Below are 16,230 nucleotides of genomic sequence, written 5' to 3' on the forward strand. Positions count from 1 at the left end.
GTCACCTGCCGGGGCTCGTCGGGGGCGGGGGGCTCTCCGCCGCAGTTGCGGGGTCGGGCTCGGTCGCGAGATCGGTCACGGGATCGGTCACGGGATCGGTCACGGGGTCGGATCCGGAGGGCGAAGCGGGGCCCGAGGGCACGGCCGGGGTCCCGGCGGCCGGGGTCCCGGCGTCGGCCGGGGCGCCGGTGCTCGGCGTGGGGCTGGGGCTCGGCGACGGCGGGGCGGTGGCCTCGGTGGGGTTGCCGCGGACCGTGCCGTCGGGGTTCAGGAAGGCGGGGCTGCCGCCGGGAACCATGCCCAGCTCCCGGGCCCGGCGCTCCAGGGCGTCGGGCTGGGAACGGCTGTCGACGTCGCGCTGGAGCGCCTGCTGCTCGTCGGTGAGCTCGGTGGTGTCCCGCTTCAGCTCGCTGAGCCTGAACGAACCCTCGTTGAGCGCGGAGTTCAGCACGAGCAGGGTGATGAGCCCGCCGCCCAGGAGCAGGACGACCAGCAGCACGAAGGGGGTGCGGGCCGCGGTGCTGGGCCCGGTGGACGGCATCAGCCGGGCGAGCCGCGCGGCCCGCCCCTTCAGCGGTGCGGCCGGCTTGCTCACCGCACGGCTCCCCGGCCGCCCGGGGCCGGGCGGCCGCTTCGCGTGGGGCGACGCCGGGTGCTCATCGCTCCTCCGCGCGGATGCGCTGGGCGCCGCGCAGCCGGGCGGGAGCGGCACGCCGGTTCTCGGCGACCTCCTCCTCGCCTGGCAGCTCGGCGCCTCGGGTGAGCTGCTTCAGCCGGGGCTGGTAGCGCTCGGGGACGACGGGCAGGCCGGGGGGCGCGGTGTTGGCGGCGCCGGCCGCGAAGACCTGCTTGACCAGCCGGTCCTCCAGCGAGTGGTAGGACAGCACGGCGATCCGGCCGCCGACGTCGAGGCACTGGACGGCGGCCGGAATGGCCCGCTCCAGGACGCTCAGCTCGCCGTTGACCTCGATGCGCAGGGCCTGGAAGGTCCGCTTCGCGGGGTTGCCGCCGGTGCGCTTGGCGGCCTGCGGCAGCGCGTCGCGGATCAGCTCGACGAGCCGGGCGCTGTTGCTGAAAGGCTCCTTCTCGCGCTCGCGGACGACGGCGGAGACGATCCGCTTGGCCTGCTTCTCCTCGCCGTACGCGCGCAGGATCCGGACCAGTTCGCCGGGCGGGTAGGTGTTGAGCACCTCGGCGGCGCCCATGCCGGTGGACTGGTCCATCCGCATGTCGAGCGGGGCGTCCTGGGCGTACGCGAATCCGCGGTCGGCCTCGTCCAGTTGCATGGAGGAGACGCCGAGGTCGAACAGCACGCCCTGGACCTTGGGGATCCCGAGCCGCGCGAGGACCTCGGGGAGTTCGTCGTAGACCGCGTGGACGAGGGTGGCGCGGTCGCCGTAGGGGGCGAGCCGTTCACCGGAGAGGCGGAGCGCCTCCCTGTCGCGGTCCAGGGCGATCAGCCGGGCGGTGGGGAAGGAGGCGAGCAGCGCCTCGCTGTGACCGCCGAGGCCGAGGGTGCAGTCGACGACCACGGGCTCCGGGTGGACCGGGTCCTGGAGAGCCGGGGCCAACAGGTCCAGACACCTCTGGAGCATCACGGGGACGTGTCGGGTCTGGCTCAAGGCGCCCTCTCAGGCTCTGTCCCGCGCGGCCGGCACGTACGTCCTGGTCCCCGCCCGCTCTGAAGGGGAGGTCCGCCGGCGCCGGGGAAGAGGCGTCGGCCGACCGAGAGCGGGAGAGGGCCGGGTCGCACGTACGCCGCACACCACGGGGGAAATACGGAATATGCAGGAGGTGCGGGGGGGGTGCGATGGGGCAGTGGGCAAGGCGGTGGTTGGTGACTTCGCGTTACTTTAGTCCACCCTGCCATTCGATCGATTCACGATCAACGAACCGGGCAGCGAGTCGCGCCACCCGTCCGGATGCGGCGAGCCCACCCGAACGGGCGCATCCCCGCGAGTCCTGTGGGTTAGCTCACAACAAGCCGAGTTGACGTTTTTTGTCCGCTCTCACAGCACGCCCCGGCCAGGTGGGAAGGCTAACGTCGTCTCCATGTCGACTTCTGCTCACTCTCCCGCCGAGTCCGTGACGCCCACCGCTGCGGCGGTCCGCGAGGGGGGCCAGGTCACCGACCGGCTCGTCGCTCTGAACGCCGAGTACGCGAAGGACTTCCGCGATCCCGGCATGGACGCGCGCCCCGTCCTCCAGGTGGCCGTGGTCGCCTGCATGGACGCCCGTCTCGACCTGCACGCGGCGCTCGGTCTGGAGCTCGGCGACTGCCACACCATCCGCAACGCGGGCGGCGTGGTCACCGAGGACGTGATCCGCTCGCTGACGATCAGCCAGCGGGCGCTCGGCACCCGCAGCGTGGTCCTCATCCACCACACCAACTGCGGCCTGGAGTCCCTCACCGAGGACTTCCGTCAGGAGCTGGAGCGTGAGGTGGGCCAGCGTCCGGCGTGGGCGGTCGAGGCCTACTCGGACGCCGACCAGGACGTGCGCCAGTCGATGCAGCGGGTGCGCACCTCGCCGTTCCTGCTCCACACCGACGACGTGCGCGGGTTCGTCTTCGACGTGACCACCGGTCTGCTGCGCGAGATCCACTCCGCTTCCTGAACGCACTCACCGCGCCTGCCCGGCCCTCCGCCGTACCTCACGCACTCATCACCGCACCTTGCGGTGCCGAAATCGCGACAGACGCTGACATTTCACACCCACTTATCCACAGGCGAGTGACACGAAGCGGTAACGGCAACAAGAATGCGGGTGTGACACCCCCGGGTCTTCCGGAGGAGTGTCCGATTTTTCGGGGTGGGCCGCGCGGGTACGCGCGACGGCCCCTGCGCAAAAGGGCCGAGGAGGGCCGGGTGACGACCTATGACGATCGAGCGAGCCTCACGGATCTGACCACCACAGCAGAGCGGGTACGCAGGTCGGTGGAGGGTGTGATCGAGGGCAAGCCCGAGGTCGTACGGCTATCGCTGACGGTGCTCCTCGCCGAGGGGCACCTCCTCATCGAGGACGTCCCCGGTGTCGGCAAGACCATGCTGGCCAAGGCGCTGGCGCGGTCCATCGACTGCTCGGTGCGACGGATCCAGTTCACACCGGACCTGCTGCCCTCGGACATCACCGGTGTGTCGATCTTCGACCAGCAGCGTCGGGACTTCGAGTTCAAGCCGGGTGCGATCTTCGCGCAGATCGTGATCGGCGACGAGATCAACCGCGCCTCGCCGAAGACGCAGTCGGCGCTGCTGGAGTCGATGGAGGAGCGCCAGGTCACCATCGACGGGCACTCCTACGAGCTGCCCGACCCGTTCATGGTGGTGGCCACCCAGAACCCGGTCGAGATGGAGGGCACCTACCCGCTGCCCGAGGCCCAGCGCGACCGCTTCATGGCCCGGGTCTCCATCGGCTACCCCAGCCCGGAGGCCGAGCTCCAGATGCTCGACGTGCACGGGGGCGTCTCCCCGCTGGACGACCTCCAGCCGGTGGCCCACGCCCACGACATCGTGAAGCTGATCGACGCCGTCCGTACGGTGCATGTCGCCGACGCCGTGCGGCGCTACGCCGTGGAGCTCGTCGGGGCCACCCGGAGCCACCCCGATCTCCGACTCGGCGCCTCCCCGCGCGCGACGCTGCACCTGCTGCGCGCCGCGAAGGCGTCCGCCGCGCTCAGCGGGCGCGACTACGCCCTGCCGGACGACGTGCAGGCGCTGGCCACGCCGGTGCTCGCGCACCGGCTGCTGCCCACCGCCCAGGCCCAGCTGAACCGCCGCACGGCGGAGCAGGTGGTCCTGGAGATCATCCAGCGCACCCCCGTGCCGACCTCGGCCGGCGGCACCGCGCCGCCCGCGCCGGTCGGGCAGGAGCCGGGCCGTCCGCTGTACCACCAGCAGCAGCCCGGGGCACGGCGGCTGTGATGGCGGCCGGCGAGCCCGGCGCCGTGGAGGACGGCGACAGGAAGGGCGGCCTCCGGGCGGCCCTGGGCGGACTGACCACCCGGGGACGCTCGTTCCTGGCCGCCGGTCTCGCCGCCGCTGCCTGCGCGTACGTCCTGGGCCAGGGTGATCTGCTGCGGGTCGGACTGCTGTTGGCCGTGCTGCCCCTGGTCTGCGTGACCGTGCTCTACCGCACCCGCTACCGGGTGACGGGCACCCGGCGGCTCTCACCGTCGCGTGTGCCCGCGGGCGCGGAGGCCCGGGTGCACCTGCGGATGGAGAACGTCTCCCGGCTGCCCACCGGACTGCTGATGCTCCAGGACCGTGTTCCGTACGTCCTCGGCCCGCGCCCCCGCTTCGTCCTGGACCGGGTGGAGGCGGGCGGCCGGCGCGAGGTGTCCTACCGGGTCCGCTCCGACCTGCGCGGACGCTATCCGCTGGGCCCGTTGCAGCTGCGGCTCAGCGACCCGTTCGGGATGTGCGAGCTGACCCGCTCCTTCAGCGCGTACGACACCCTCGTCGTCATCCCGCGCACGGAGCCGCTGCCCGTACTGCGGCTGGCGGGCGAGGCCTCCGGATACGGCGACGGGCGGCAGCGGTCCCTCGCACTGGCCGGTGAGGACGACATCATTCCGCGCGGCTACCGGCACGGCGACGATCTGCGCCGGGTCCACTGGCGCTCCACCGCCCGCCACGGCGAGCTGATGGTGCGCCGTGAGGAACAGCCGCAGCGGGCCAGGTGCACGGTCCTGCTGGACACCCGGGGGATCGGCTACCAGGGCGCCGGGCCCGACTCGGCCTTCGAATGGGCGGTCTCCGGGGCGGCCTCGGCGCTCGTGCACATGCTGGAGCGCGGCTTCGCCGTACGGCTGCTCACGGACGACGGGAACGCGGTGCCCGGCGAGGGTTCGGGCGGTTACGCGGGCTCGACCCAGGAGTCGGCGGACTCGGCGGGCCTGATGCTCGACACGCTCGCGGTGGTCGGCCATTCCGACGGCGGGGGCCTGTCCCGCGCCCATGACGTGCTGCGCGGCGGCAACGAGGGACTGCTCATCGCCTTCTTCGGCGATCTGGACGAGGAACAGGCCGCGGTCGCGGCCCGGATGCGGCAGCGGGCCGGGGCGGGGGTCGCCTTCGTCCTGGACAGCGCCGCCTGGGCCGGCGACGAGGACGGCGTGGGGCGGGCAGAGGAGCGGCTGCGGCGGCTGCGCGAGTCGGGCTGGACCGCGGTGCCCGTGGAGCCGGGGGCCGAGCTGCCCGCACTGTGGCAGCTGGCGGGCGGGATGCGCACGGATGCGCCGTCGGCCACGAGCGGCGGCGCGACGGGGGTCACGGGGAGATGGTCATGAGCGGGCGGGCCAGGCTGGCGCTGTGCGCCTATGCGGCGACTCTGCTGGCGGCGGGGGCGCTGATCCCCCTGGTGGAGGGGGTCGGCTGGCTGGTGCAGGCGGCGGTGCTGCTCGGCGTCCAGAGCGGGGTGGGCGCCCTCGCGCGCCGGGTGCCGCTGGCGAGGACGCTGACCATCGGCGTCCAGACGCTGGTCACCCTGCTGTTGCTGACGCTGGTGTTCGTCCGGGACCACGCCCTGTTCGGGGTGGTGCCGGGGCCGACGGCCCTCATGCGGCTCGGTGAGCTGCTGGTGGCGGGCGGTGAGGACGTCGGCACGTACGCCATCCCGGCCCCGATGACCGACGGCATCAAGCTGATGGTGGTCGGCGGGGTGGTCCTCATCGGCCTGGCCGTGGACGCCCTGGCGGTGACCTTCCGCAGCGCGGCCCCCGCCGGGCTGCCCCTCCTCGCCCTGTATTCGGTCGCGGCCGGTCTCTCCGACGGGGATGCGAGCTGGCTGTGGTTCCTGCTGGCCGCCTCCGGCTATCTGCTGCTCCTGCTGGCGGAGGGCCGGGACCGGCTCTCCCAGTGGGGCCGCGTCTTCGGTGGCGCCACGCGGAATTCGGGCGGTCTGGCCGACGGGCTGGCCGGGGTGAGCGGCGGCTCCTCCCCCGTCCGGACCGGGCGGCGGATCGGCGTGTTCGCGCTCGGCATCGCCCTGGTGGCCCCCCTGGCCCTGCCCGCCCTGGACAGCGGCCTGCTGGGCGGCGACGGGCCTGGGAACGGCAGGGGCAGCGGCGGCGGCACCATCTCCGCGGTGAATCCGCTGGTCTCGCTGCAGAACAACCTCAACCAGCCGGACAACCGGGAGGTGATGACGTACCGCAGCAACATCGAGGACCCGCAGAGTCTCTATCTCCGCATCCTGGCCCTGGACGAGTTCAACGGCAGCGAGTGGCGTTCCTCCACCCGCCGGCTGACGGACGTTCCCGACCGCCTTCCGCAGCCCACCGGTCTCGGCAGGGACGTCTCCGTCACCGAGGTCCGGACGAACATCTCCGCGTCGCGCTCCTACCAGCAGACCTATCTGCCGCTCCCCTACCCGGCCAGCGAGGTCCGCGTCGGCGGTCGCTGGCGGTACGAACCCGAGGGCCGCACCCTGGTCGGCGACGACGGGCAGACCACGCGCGGCGCGAGGTACGAGGTCGGCAGTCTGGTCGTCGAACCCACGGCGGACCAGCTCGCGGCCGCGGGTGCACCGCCCCAGGAGCTGGTCCGCGAGTACACCCGGGTTCCCGGCTCCCTGCCGAAGGTGGTCGCCGAGACCGCCGAGCAGGTCACCGCGGGCGCGTCCGACGCCTACGAGCAGGCCGTGAGACTCCAGGACTGGTTCGCGTCCGACGGCGGCTTCACGTATGACACGACGGTCACCTCGGGGACGGGGTCGTCCGCCATCGCCCGGTTCCTCCGCGACAAGGAGGGCTTCTGCGTCCACTTCTCCTTCTCGATGGCCGCGATGGCGCGGACGCTGGGCATCCCGGCCCGGGTGGCCGTGGGCTTCACCCCGGGGACCGTGCAGGGGGACGGGGCGATGTCGGTCGGGCTGCGCGACGCGCACGCCTGGCCCGAGCTGTATTTCGAGGGGGTCGGCTGGACCCGGTTCGAGCCCACCCCGAGCCGGGGCAGCACGCCCTCGTGGACCCGCCCCGAGGTGCCCACGGACAGCGCCGACGACGCCGCCGAGCCCTCGGCGGACACCTCCGACGAGCCGACCGCGGCTCCCTCCGCCGACGACAGCTGCCCGCCGCAGTTGCGTCAGGAAGGCGGGTGCGGTCCCTCGCAGGAGCCGGGAGCCGCGCTGCCGACCGACCGGGGCACTCCGCTCTGGCAGGTGCTGCTGGTGGTCCACGGGGCGCTCGTACTGGTGGCGGCGCTGGCGTTGTCGCCGCTGCTGTGGCGGATCCGGACGCGGAGCCGCCGGCTGGGCTCCGGGGGCCGGACGCCCGCGGACGCCGCCGCGCGGACGCTGGCTGTCTGGCGGGAGCTCACCGACACCGCCTGGGACCACGGCATCGCGCCGGACGGGTCGCTGACGCCACGGAAGGCGGCGGCCAGGATCGTGCGACTGGGCCGCCTCGACACCACCGCGGCCGAGGCGGTGCACCGGATCGCGGGCTCGGTGGAGCAGGTGCTGTACGCCGCCGAGCCGCGCCCCGCGTCGGGACTGACCGAGGACGCGCAGGCGGTACGGGCAGGTCTGCGGGCATCGGCCGACCGCTCCACCCGGCTGCGGGCAACGCTTCTGCCCCGATCGTCCGTCCGGGTGGTGTGGGCCCTCGCGGAGCGCCGGTCGGCCCTCGGTGAGCGATGGGCGGGCCGCCCGGGAGCCGGTCGCTGGACGGCCCGGCTGCGCCGCCTCACACGTCAGCACGGCTGAGGCGGTCGGCAGCGAAGCACGACTGAGCCTCCGGCCCCGCCCCTGGAAGGGGACGGGACCGGAGGCTCAGTGCTGTCGGGCAGCGGCACCACTGCCGACGGCGTGGTCGGGCCGGGGCGCCGTGGGCAACGGCTCACGTGGCACCGTCGGACAACGGCTGAGGGTGGCCGCAGCACCTGCGGCCACCCCTCACCCATCGGTGTCACGTGCCTTCGGCCGGCCCTGCGGAGAAGAGCAGACCGAGGGCCGAGGCGTCTACTGGCCCTGTTCGTCGCGGCGGCGCTGCCACCGCTGCTCGATGCGGTTCATCATCGACCGGCGTTGTCTCGGTCGGCGGCCTGCGCCGCTGTCCCCGCTGCCTGCGGCAGCCGGCTGTTGCTCACCGGGCTTGGGCGCCTTGCGCCATCCGGTGACCGCGAGCACGGCGCAGCCGAGCATGACGAGGAACCCCACCACGCTGATCCAGATCTGCTGGGCGACCATTCCGGCCATGAGGAGCGCGATACCCACCAGGAAGCCAGCGACCGCCTGATAGACCCTTTTCCGGGTGTACGTACGCAGTCCGCTTCCCTCGAGCGCTGTCGCGAACTTGGGATCTTCGGCGTACAGCGCTCGCTCCATCTGCTCGAGCATGCGCTGCTCGTGCTCCGAGAGCGGCACGGGATCCTCCTCGTCGTCGGCCGCGGGGGCGACCGGTATGCGGCCCTTCCAGGATAGGCAGGGATTCGCCCCCGTGAAACCCGCCCTCTAGCGCTCAGCCAGTCCGGACCGCTGTGTCGGCTCGGCTGTTGAGGCGTAGATTCCCCGACGACCGATCCGCCATGCCGGATGGTGTCACCCGATCATACGGGGCGTACGCCCGGTACGGGGGTCCTGAGTCCCACTCCGTCCGTGCTTGCGTTGCTGATCAGCGGCGCTTCTCGCCCAGAACGTGGAGCTGGGTGGCGACGGAGTGGAACGCGGGCTGCTCGGCGACCGCCGCTTCGAGCTTGAGGAGCGCCTCCACGGCGCCGGGCTCGGTGTCCACCAGGACGCCCGGCACGAGGTCGGCGAAGACCCGGACCCCGTGCACCGCGGCGATCTCCAGACCGGCCGAGGAGACCAGGTCGGAGAGGTGCTCGGCGGTGAACCTGCGGGGCACCGGGTCCCCCTCGCCCCAACGGCCCGCCGGGTCGGTGAGCGCCTGCCGGGCCTCCGTGAAGTGACCGGCGAGCGCCCGGGCCAGGACGGCTCCGCCCAGGCCGGCGGCCAGCAGGCTGAGCACGCCGGAGGGGCGCAGCGCCTCGACCGCGTTGCGTACGCCCTCGGCGGGCTCGTCGACGTACTCCAGGACGCCGTGGCAGAGCACCGCGTCGAAGCCGTCGCGCTCCACGACGTCGAACAGCCCGAGGATGTCGCCCTGGACTCCCCGGACCCGGTCGGCGACCCCGGCCTCGGCCGCGCGGCGCTCCAGCGCGAAGAGCGCGTTGGGGCTGGGGTCGACGACGGTGACCCGGTGGCCGAGCCGGGCCGCGGGCACGGCGAAGTTGCCGGTGCCGCCGCCGGTGTCCAGAACATCCAGGGCGTCCCTGCCGGTCGCCTTGACCTGACGGTCCAGAGCGTCCTTGAGGACCTCCCAGACCACGGCGGTACGGAGGGAGGCGCGGGGGCGCGGCTGGTCCGACACGGCAGATGACTCCTCGGCAACGTGCCGCCGGGGACGGCGGAGCGTGAACAGTGCGGGTGGTGCGGTGAGCGGTCACCACCCTATTGCCTCGCCCCGGGTCACCCGCCGCCCGGACGCTCCGGGCGTGGTTGCGGGAGCACCGGCTGAAGGACCAGGAGCCGTTCCACCAGGCGCAGGAACATGGCCGCGTCGCGCAGCAGGTCGTCGGCGTCGCGCCCGCTGGCGGCTCCCGGCATGCCGGCTTCCGCACGGGCCCTGCGCAGGGCTCCCGAGGCGAAGAGGGCGCTCCATTCGGTCAGTTCCGGTGCTATCTCCGGGAGGACCTCCCAGGCGCTGCGGATGCGTTCGCGGCGGCGCTTGTTCGTCTCGGGGCGGCCCCGGGCGGCCAGCACGGCCGCCGCGGTGCGCAGGGCGGCGAGGTGCGCGGTGGCGTACCGCTCGTTCGGCTCGTGGAGCACGGCGGCCTCGTCGAGGCCGGAGCGGGCCTTGGCGAGCAGTTCGAGAGCGGCGGGCGGCGCCGTGCTGCGGCGCAGCACGGGGTGGACATCGTTGGCCGGACCGGTCAGTGAGGGGGCAGGGCTGCCTGCGCGGCGCCGCGGGGCGGCGGCTGCGGACGAGCTGGCCATGACGAACCTCCTGTCGTCGTGTGACGGCTTCGTGGCCGTCTGTGTCCATGGTGGCGGGCCCCACTGACAATCGACCTCGATACACCTCTGACCTGCCGTTTTGCTTCGGGCGCGCGTTCGGGCTAGTTTTTTGCACTGACTGGTCAGTTCAAAAGGGGAGGGTCTATGGAGAGCCCGCACGGCGCGGCTGTCGCCGCCGAGGACTTCGGACTGGAAGGACCGCGCGGCCGGGTCTTCCGGAACGTGACGTTCAGCGCCGAGCCAGGAGCGCTGGTGGCCATCGAGGGACCGTCGGGATCGGGCCGCACCTGCCTGCTGCTCGCCCTGACCGGCCGGATGCGCCCCACCGCGGGCCACGCCGAGACCGGCGGACTGCGACTGCCCGAGCAGGCCGCCGCCGTCCGCCGGATCGCCGCCCTGGGGCCGGTCCCGGGCGTCAGTGAGCTGGACCCGGCCTTCACCGTCGCCGAGCACCTCGGCGAACGCGCCCTCCTGCAGGGCCGCTACGGCACCTCCCTGCGCACCCTGCTGCGCCCGCGCGCCGAACGCCGGGCCGCGGCCCGGGCCCGGGTCGACGAGGCTCTCGATGCCGCGGGCCTCGACCTCGCCACGCTGCCCAAGGCGGGGCGCACCTCCGTACGGGATCTGGAGCGTCTTGAGGCGCTGCGGCTGTCCATGGCGCTGGCGCTGATCGGCGAGCCGCGGCTGCTCGCCGTCGACGACACCGACCTCAAGCTCCCGGACGCCGAACGCGACCGGGCCTGGGAGCTGCTGCGCGCCGTGGCCGACGCCGGGACGACCGTGCTCGCGGTGTGCAGCGAGGCCCCCGCGAACACCCAGGTCGTGCGTACCGCGCCCGTCACCGATGAACCCACCACCGATGAGGAGACGGCCGATGCGTTCGCCGAAGCTGGCCGCGCTTGAGCTGAAGCGGTTCGGGCGGGGGAGGCTGCCGGCCGCCGCGCTGGTGGCCCTGCTGCTCCTGCCCCTGCTGTACGGCGCCCTGTACCTGTACTCCTTCTGGGACCCGTACGGAAAGCTCGACAGGCTGCCCGTCGCCCTGGTCAACGACGACAAGGGGGCCACCAGCGACGGGAAGCGCGTCACGGCCGGGGACGAGATCAGTAGGAAGCTGCTCGACTCCAAGGTGTTCGACTGGCACGAGGTGAGCCCTGCCGAGGCCGAGAAGGGCGTCGAGGAGGGTACGTACTACCTCTCGCTGACGATGCCGTCGGACTTCAGTAAGAAGATCGCGTCCAGCGGCGGGGACTCCCCCGAGACCGGCGCGCTCCAGGTGCGGACGAACGACGCGAACAACTACATCGTCGGGCAGATCTCCAGGACCGTCTTCGGAGAGGTGCGCAACGCCGCCTCCACGAACGCCTCCCGGGGCTTCCTCGACCGCATCTTCATCAACTTCTCCGATCTGCACGACAGGACCGCCGAGGCGGCCAAGGGCGCCGACGACCTCAAGGGCGGCATCTCGAAGGCGAAGCAGGGTTCCAAGGACCTCGCGGACGGTCTCAAGGACTCCAAGGCGGGCAGCAAGAAGCTCTCCGACGGGATCGTCAAGCTGAACCAGGGCTCGCGGGATCTCGCCACGGGTTCCGCCCAGGTGGCCGGAGGCACCCAGGTCCTGGCCGACAAGGTCAACGGGATCGCCGGTGACGTACGCCCCTTCTTCCGGGACAACGGGAAGTCCATCCGCGACACGGCCCGGCTGGTCGCCGACACCTCCGGGGCCGTACGGCACAACCTCGACCTGTTGGTGAAGAGCGCGCCGACCGCCGCCACGAGCGCCAAGGAGGCGGCCGACGAGCTCACCGAGATCCACCGCACCCGGTGCGAGGAGGCCGAGGAGCCCGACACGGCGGTCTGCCCCTCACTGGAGCGCGCCAAGGTCACCGCCGTCGACGTCGCGAAGATCGCCGCCGATGTGAACACCCTGATCACCAACCAGAACGGCGACCTGAAGAAGCTGAGCACCCAGCTGACCGCCTTCCAGAAGCAGGCCGACGACCTCGCGAAGCGCGCGCCGACGCTGGACGACGACCTGGCGTCGGCCGTGGCCAAGGTCAACGAGCTGAACACCGGCGCCCGGAAGGTCGCCAAGGGCGCGCAGGCGCTGCACACCGGCCTCGGCGGCGCGCAGACCGGCTCCAGCGATCTGGACACCGGCGTCGGCAAGCTGAAGACCGGCGCGGAGAACCTGGACGGCGGGCTGTTCCGGCTCGGCGACGGCTCGACCGAGCTGGCCCGGGGCCTCAACGACGGCGTCGACAAGATCCCGGACTACGACGAGAAGGACCGCGACGCGCGGACCGACGTCATGGCCGACCCCGTCCAGCTGGCCTCCAAGTCGCTGCACGAGGCACCCAACTACGGCACCGGCTTCGCCCCGTACTTCATCCCGCTGTCCCTGTGGGTCGGCGCGATGGTGGCGTACATGCTGATCCAGCCGCTCAACAAGCGGGCGCTCGCCGCCGGGGCCTCCTCGTGGCGGATCGCGCTCGCCGGCTGGCTCCCGGTCGCCGCCATCGGCACGCTCCAGGTCGGCGCCCTGATGGCCGTCCTGCACTGGGGCCTCGGCCTCCAGATGACCAACGCCGCCGGAACGATCGGCTTCCTGGCCCTGGTGACCTGCTGCTTCGCCGCGATCGTGCAGTGGCTGAACGCCTGCTTCGGGGCGGCCGGGCGGATCCTGGTGCTGGTGGTGCTGATGCTCCAGCTGACCTCGGCCGGGGGCACGTACCCCGTCCAGACCAGCCCCGGCTTCTTCGGCGCGATCCACCCGTACCTCCCCATGACGTACGTCGTCGAGGGGCTGCGCAGGCTGATCACGGGAGGCCCTCTCGGCCCGGTGTGGCTGGGCTGCGCGGTGCTGGGGGCCTTCACCGTCGGCGCGCTGGCCCTGACCGCGTTCACCGCCCGCCGCAAGCAGGTGTGGAGCCTGAGCCGGCTGCACCCGGAGCTGAGCCTGTGAGCGCGCCCGGAGCCGCGCCCGCGAGCACGGCGGGGCCTGGAAGAATCGGACTCATGGAAAGCAGTGGCACCACGCGCCGCCAGGCCACCCGGCAGAAGCTCTACGAGGCGGCGGTGACGCTCATCGCCGAGAAGGGGTTCTCGGCGACCACCGTCGACGAGATCGCCGAGCGGGCCGGGGTCGCCAAGGGCACGGTCTATTACAACTTCAAGAGCAAGACCGAGCTGTTCGAGGAGCTGCTCCGGCACGGCGTGGGGCTGCTGACGGCGTCGCTGCGGGCCGCCGCCGAGGAGTCCGAGGAGCGCGGCGGCACCAGGGTCGAGGCGCTGGACGCGATGATCCGGGCCGGGCTCGCCTTCATCGACCGCTACCCGGCCTTCACCCAGCTGTACGTGGCCGAGCTCTGGCGCACCAACCGCGCCTGGCAGTCCACGCTGCTGGTGGTACGTCAGGAGGCCGTCGCGGTCGTCGAGGACGTGCTGCGGGAGGCCGTGAGCAGCGGTGAGCTGAGCGAGGAGATCGACATCCCGCTGACGGCCGCCGCGCTGGTCGGCATGGTGCTGGTGGCGGCGCTGGACTGGCAGGCGTTCCAGCCGGAGCGCTCGATCGACGAGGTCCACTCGGCGCTGTCCCTGCTGCTGCACGGGCGGGTCAGCGGGCACTGAGGCCGGCCGGGCGCACCGGGCCCCCAGCGTTCCGGCCGTCCGGGACCGGGACCGGGAACGTACCGGGAAAGCCGAAGACGCCGTCCGCTGAAGTTCGCATCCCCCGCGAACCTCACCGGACCGGCGTCTTCCGTGCTTCCGGAAACCCGTTCCCCGTGACCCCGTGTCCCCCGTGGTCCCCGGGTCTCCGTCGTGCACCCCCGTTGCGTCGGGGGAACCACGCCGTTCCGCCGCCCCGTGCCGGCGGTCCTGGCGCAGCGCCCCTTCCGTGGTCATCACTCTGCCGTCCCCGCAGGTGGGGGCCTATCCGCACAGCTACTCATCTCCGTCCCTGAGTACGGGTACTCAGGGCTCCGCGCCGAACCCCACCCGGGTCCCGCGCGGGGTCGTTACGATCGCCTGCGTGTCGGTCATCCCCCTGGTGTTCACAAGCGGCTGGGCGAGCGGAATCAACGCGTACGCGGTGGTGCTGCTGCTCGGTCTGTTCGGCGCGGCCGGCGTCTCCGACGAGGTGCCCGCCGCCCTCCAGCGCACGGACGTGCTGATCGTGGCCGGTGTGCTGTTCCTCTGCGAGGCGGTGGCGGACAAGATCCCCTACGTGGACTCGGTCTGGGACACCGCGCACACCGTGATCCGGCCGGTGGCCGGGGCGGTGGTCGCGGCGCTGCTGGCCGGGGAGAGCGGTTCGCTCCCGGAGCTGGCCGCGGGTGCCATCGGCGGGTCCACGGCGCTGCTGAGCCATCTGGTGAAGGCCGGCACACGGATGGCCGTCAACACCTCCCCGGAGCCCTTCAGCAACATCGGAATGAGCATCGCCGAGGACCTCGGGGTCGCCGGAGTCATCACGTTCGCGATATTCAACCCGGTGGCGGCCGCCGTGATCGCGGCCGTGCTGCTGGTGCTCGGCATCGTCACCGTGCTCTTCCTCGCCTCGCGGATCCGCCGATTCCTGCGCCGGCGGGCCCAGCGCCGCGAGGAGAAACGCCTGGCCGGGGCGGGCGGGCACCGGCCTCCCGGCTGAGCTGTCGGCGCCGGTCGATAAAGTCACCGGCATGGCACGAATTGCGGTGATCGGCGCCGGGGCGGGCGCGATGGCGGCGGCCGCCCGGCTGGCCGTGGCGGGCGAGACGGTGACGGTCTACGAGCGGTCCGCGAGTTACGGCGGCTCGGTCGGCCGCCATGAGCACGAGGGCTTCGTCTTCGACACCGGGCCCGGCCTGCTGCATCTCCCCGCCGTCCAGCGGGACCTCTTCGTGAAGACCGGCAAGGAGTCGCTGGAGCGGTCCGTGACCCTGACGCAGGTCGATCCGGCGAGCCGCCATCTCTTCGCGGACGGCACGGCCGTGTCCCTGCCCAACGCCTCCCGGGCCGGGGTGGCCACCGCCCTCGACGACGCCCTCGGTACGGGCGCCGGGGCACGCTGGAGCGACTTCATGGACCGCGCCCGGGATGCCTGGGACCGGTCGCGGCGGCCGCTCCTGGAGGAGCCCCTGCGGGCGGACCACCAGGTGCTGGGACGCGACCCCTATCCGGCGGTGCTCCAGCGCCGCCTGCTGCGCGGTTCCCGGCAGGCGGCCACGGTCGCGGAGATCGGCGCGTGGGAGCTGGCGGACGCCCGGCTCGCCGCCCTGCTCGACGGGTACGCGCTGTCCCACGGCCTCGACCCGCGCACCGCCCCCGCGAGCGCCGCGCTGCTGCCGTACATGGAGCAGACCTTCGGCAGCTGGTACGTGATGGGCGGGATGCGCGAGCTGGCGCGGGCGCTGTACGAGCGGTGCGTGGCCCGCAGGGTGCGGTTCGTCTTCGGGGCCGAGGTGCTCCGGGTCGTCGAGAAGGACGGCCGGGCGGCGGGTGTGGAGCTGGCGGACGGTGAGGTGGCCGAGGCGGACCGGGTGGTGGTCGGGGTCCGGCCGCGCCCGGGTCTGGTGCCGGGTCAGCAGACGTGGGGCGCGGGCGATGTGACGGTCCGGCCGGGCTCCGGCGCGGGCGCGGCGGGGCGGTTCACGGTGCTGCTGTCGCTGCGCGGGGCCCGGGAGGCGGGCGCGGTGCACCGGACCGTGGTGCACGGCGCCGACGGGGCGGCGGAGCAGGGGGCGGTGTTCGGGGGGCGGGTCGCCGGGAGCCCCACGGTGACGGTGCTGCGCCCCGACGATCCGGCGACCCGTCCGGACGCGGAGCACGAGGCGGTGACGCTCACCGCGACGGTGGCTCCGCAGGGGCCGGTCGACTGGCGGGACGCGGGGGTGCGGCAGCGGTTCGCCGACGTCCTGGTGGAACGGGCGGCGGCGGCCGTTCCCGGGCTGCGGGAGCGGATCCTGCACACCGAGGTCCGCACGCCCGCGGAGACCGAGGACGGGACGGGGGCCGAGGGTGGTGCGGTGCCGCCGCCCGCGCTGGCCGGGGCCGGCGGAGCGTATCTGCACCCGGGCAACCTCACGCGGCTGCCGGGGCTGTATCTCGTCGGCGGCTGGTCGCACCCGGGCGGTGGGCTGGCGCACGCCGGTATGTCGGGGGCGCTGGTGGCCGGGCTGGTCGTGGAGGGCGACGGCTTCCGCGGCTCACGCTGAGCGGGGGGGCGCGTGCCGC

14 protein-coding genes are annotated in these 16,230 nt (G+C 73.1%); 9 read left to right on the top strand and 5 right to left on the bottom strand.

The annotated features are described in order from the left end of the window. Nucleotide 1: 1 nt before the first annotated feature. Together ACH4KB_RS05510 and rsmH are read right to left on the bottom strand one after the other, a co-directional pair. Nucleotides 2–595, bottom strand: coding sequence for a septum formation initiator family protein (locus ACH4KB_RS05510; RefSeq protein ID WP_398063824.1), 594 nt, complete (start codon nucleotides 593–595; stop codon nucleotides 2–4). Nucleotides 596–656: 61 nt separating this feature from the next. Then, nucleotides 657–1,622 carry a 16S rRNA (cytosine(1402)-N(4))-methyltransferase RsmH gene (rsmH, locus tag ACH4KB_RS05515; RefSeq protein ID WP_398063826.1) on the bottom strand — a complete coding sequence of 322 codons (966 nt, stop codon included), beginning with the start codon at nucleotides 1,620–1,622 and terminating at the stop codon, nucleotides 657–659. 430 nt (nucleotides 1,623–2,052) lie between these two features. Between rsmH and ACH4KB_RS05520 the strand changes: the two genes are divergently transcribed. From ACH4KB_RS05520 to ACH4KB_RS05535, 4 genes are all read left to right on the top strand, one after another. Next, the gene (locus ACH4KB_RS05520; RefSeq protein ID WP_398063828.1) at nucleotides 2,053–2,616 is read left to right on the top strand and encodes a beta-class carbonic anhydrase; all 564 of its coding nucleotides are present in this window, start codon (nucleotides 2,053–2,055) and stop codon (nucleotides 2,614–2,616) included. 251 nt (nucleotides 2,617–2,867) lie between these two features. Further along, the gene (locus tag ACH4KB_RS05525) at nucleotides 2,868–3,920 is read left to right on the top strand and encodes an AAA family ATPase (RefSeq protein WP_398063830.1); all 1,053 of its coding nucleotides are present in this window, start codon (nucleotides 2,868–2,870) and stop codon (nucleotides 3,918–3,920) included. Then, entirely contained in the window at nucleotides 3,920–5,287 is a 1,368-nt protein-coding gene (locus ACH4KB_RS05530) for a DUF58 domain-containing protein (RefSeq protein ID WP_398063832.1), read from the top strand. The genes ACH4KB_RS05525 and ACH4KB_RS05530 overlap by 1 nt, the downstream gene beginning before the upstream one ends. After that, nucleotides 5,284–7,704: a DUF3488 and DUF4129 domain-containing transglutaminase family protein gene (locus ACH4KB_RS05535; RefSeq protein WP_398063834.1), complete on the top strand. Its 2,421-nt coding sequence runs from the start codon at nucleotides 5,284–5,286 to the stop codon at nucleotides 7,702–7,704. The genes ACH4KB_RS05530 and ACH4KB_RS05535 overlap by 4 nt, the downstream gene beginning before the upstream one ends. A gap of 255 nt (nucleotides 7,705–7,959) precedes the next feature. On the opposite strand, the gene ACH4KB_RS05540 is transcribed toward ACH4KB_RS05535, so the two are convergent. The 3 genes from ACH4KB_RS05540 to ACH4KB_RS05550 all read right to left on the bottom strand — a co-directional run bounded on the left by ACH4KB_RS05540 (nucleotide 7,960) and on the right by ACH4KB_RS05550 (nucleotide 9,996). Beyond that, nucleotides 7,960–8,364 carry a DUF3040 domain-containing protein gene (locus ACH4KB_RS05540; protein ID WP_018957470.1) on the bottom strand — a complete coding sequence of 135 codons (405 nt, stop codon included), beginning with the start codon at nucleotides 8,362–8,364 and terminating at the stop codon, nucleotides 7,960–7,962. A gap of 247 nt (nucleotides 8,365–8,611) precedes the next feature. After that, nucleotides 8,612–9,370, bottom strand: a complete 759-nt coding sequence (locus ACH4KB_RS05545; RefSeq protein WP_398063836.1) for a methyltransferase — start codon at nucleotides 9,368–9,370, stop codon at nucleotides 8,612–8,614. A 98-nt stretch (nucleotides 9,371–9,468) separates the two neighbouring features. Then, the gene (locus ACH4KB_RS05550) at nucleotides 9,469–9,996 is read right to left on the bottom strand and encodes an SAV_6107 family HEPN domain-containing protein (RefSeq protein WP_398063838.1); all 528 of its coding nucleotides are present in this window, start codon (nucleotides 9,994–9,996) and stop codon (nucleotides 9,469–9,471) included. A 165-nt stretch (nucleotides 9,997–10,161) separates the two neighbouring features. Between ACH4KB_RS05550 and ACH4KB_RS05555 the strand changes: the two genes are divergently transcribed. The 5 genes from ACH4KB_RS05555 to ACH4KB_RS05575 all read left to right on the top strand — a co-directional run bounded on the left by ACH4KB_RS05555 (nucleotide 10,162) and on the right by ACH4KB_RS05575 (nucleotide 16,211). Further along, nucleotides 10,162–10,920, top strand: coding sequence for an ATP-binding cassette domain-containing protein (locus tag ACH4KB_RS05555; protein ID WP_398063840.1), 759 nt, complete (start codon nucleotides 10,162–10,164; stop codon nucleotides 10,918–10,920). After that, a complete protein-coding gene (locus ACH4KB_RS05560) occupies nucleotides 10,892–12,979 on the top strand; it encodes a YhgE/Pip family protein (protein ID WP_398063842.1) in 2,088 nt (695 codons plus the stop codon). The genes ACH4KB_RS05555 and ACH4KB_RS05560 overlap by 29 nt, the downstream gene beginning before the upstream one ends. Nucleotides 12,980–13,032: 53 nt before the next feature. Beyond that, complete coding sequence (locus ACH4KB_RS05565) at nucleotides 13,033–13,644, top strand: TetR/AcrR family transcriptional regulator (protein WP_398063844.1); 612 nt, start codon at nucleotides 13,033–13,035, stop codon at nucleotides 13,642–13,644. A gap of 403 nt (nucleotides 13,645–14,047) precedes the next feature. After that, nucleotides 14,048–14,665, top strand: coding sequence for a DUF4126 domain-containing protein (locus ACH4KB_RS05570; RefSeq protein ID WP_398063846.1), 618 nt, complete (start codon nucleotides 14,048–14,050; stop codon nucleotides 14,663–14,665). Between the two features lie 31 nt (nucleotides 14,666–14,696). Beyond that, entirely contained in the window at nucleotides 14,697–16,211 is a 1,515-nt protein-coding gene (locus ACH4KB_RS05575) for a phytoene desaturase family protein (RefSeq protein ID WP_398063848.1), read from the top strand. Nucleotides 16,212–16,230: the final 19 nt, after the last annotated feature.

This window comes from Streptomyces sp. NPDC017520 (genome assembly GCF_044329855.1).
Lineage (GTDB): Bacteria > Actinomycetota > Actinomycetes > Streptomycetales > Streptomycetaceae > Streptomyces.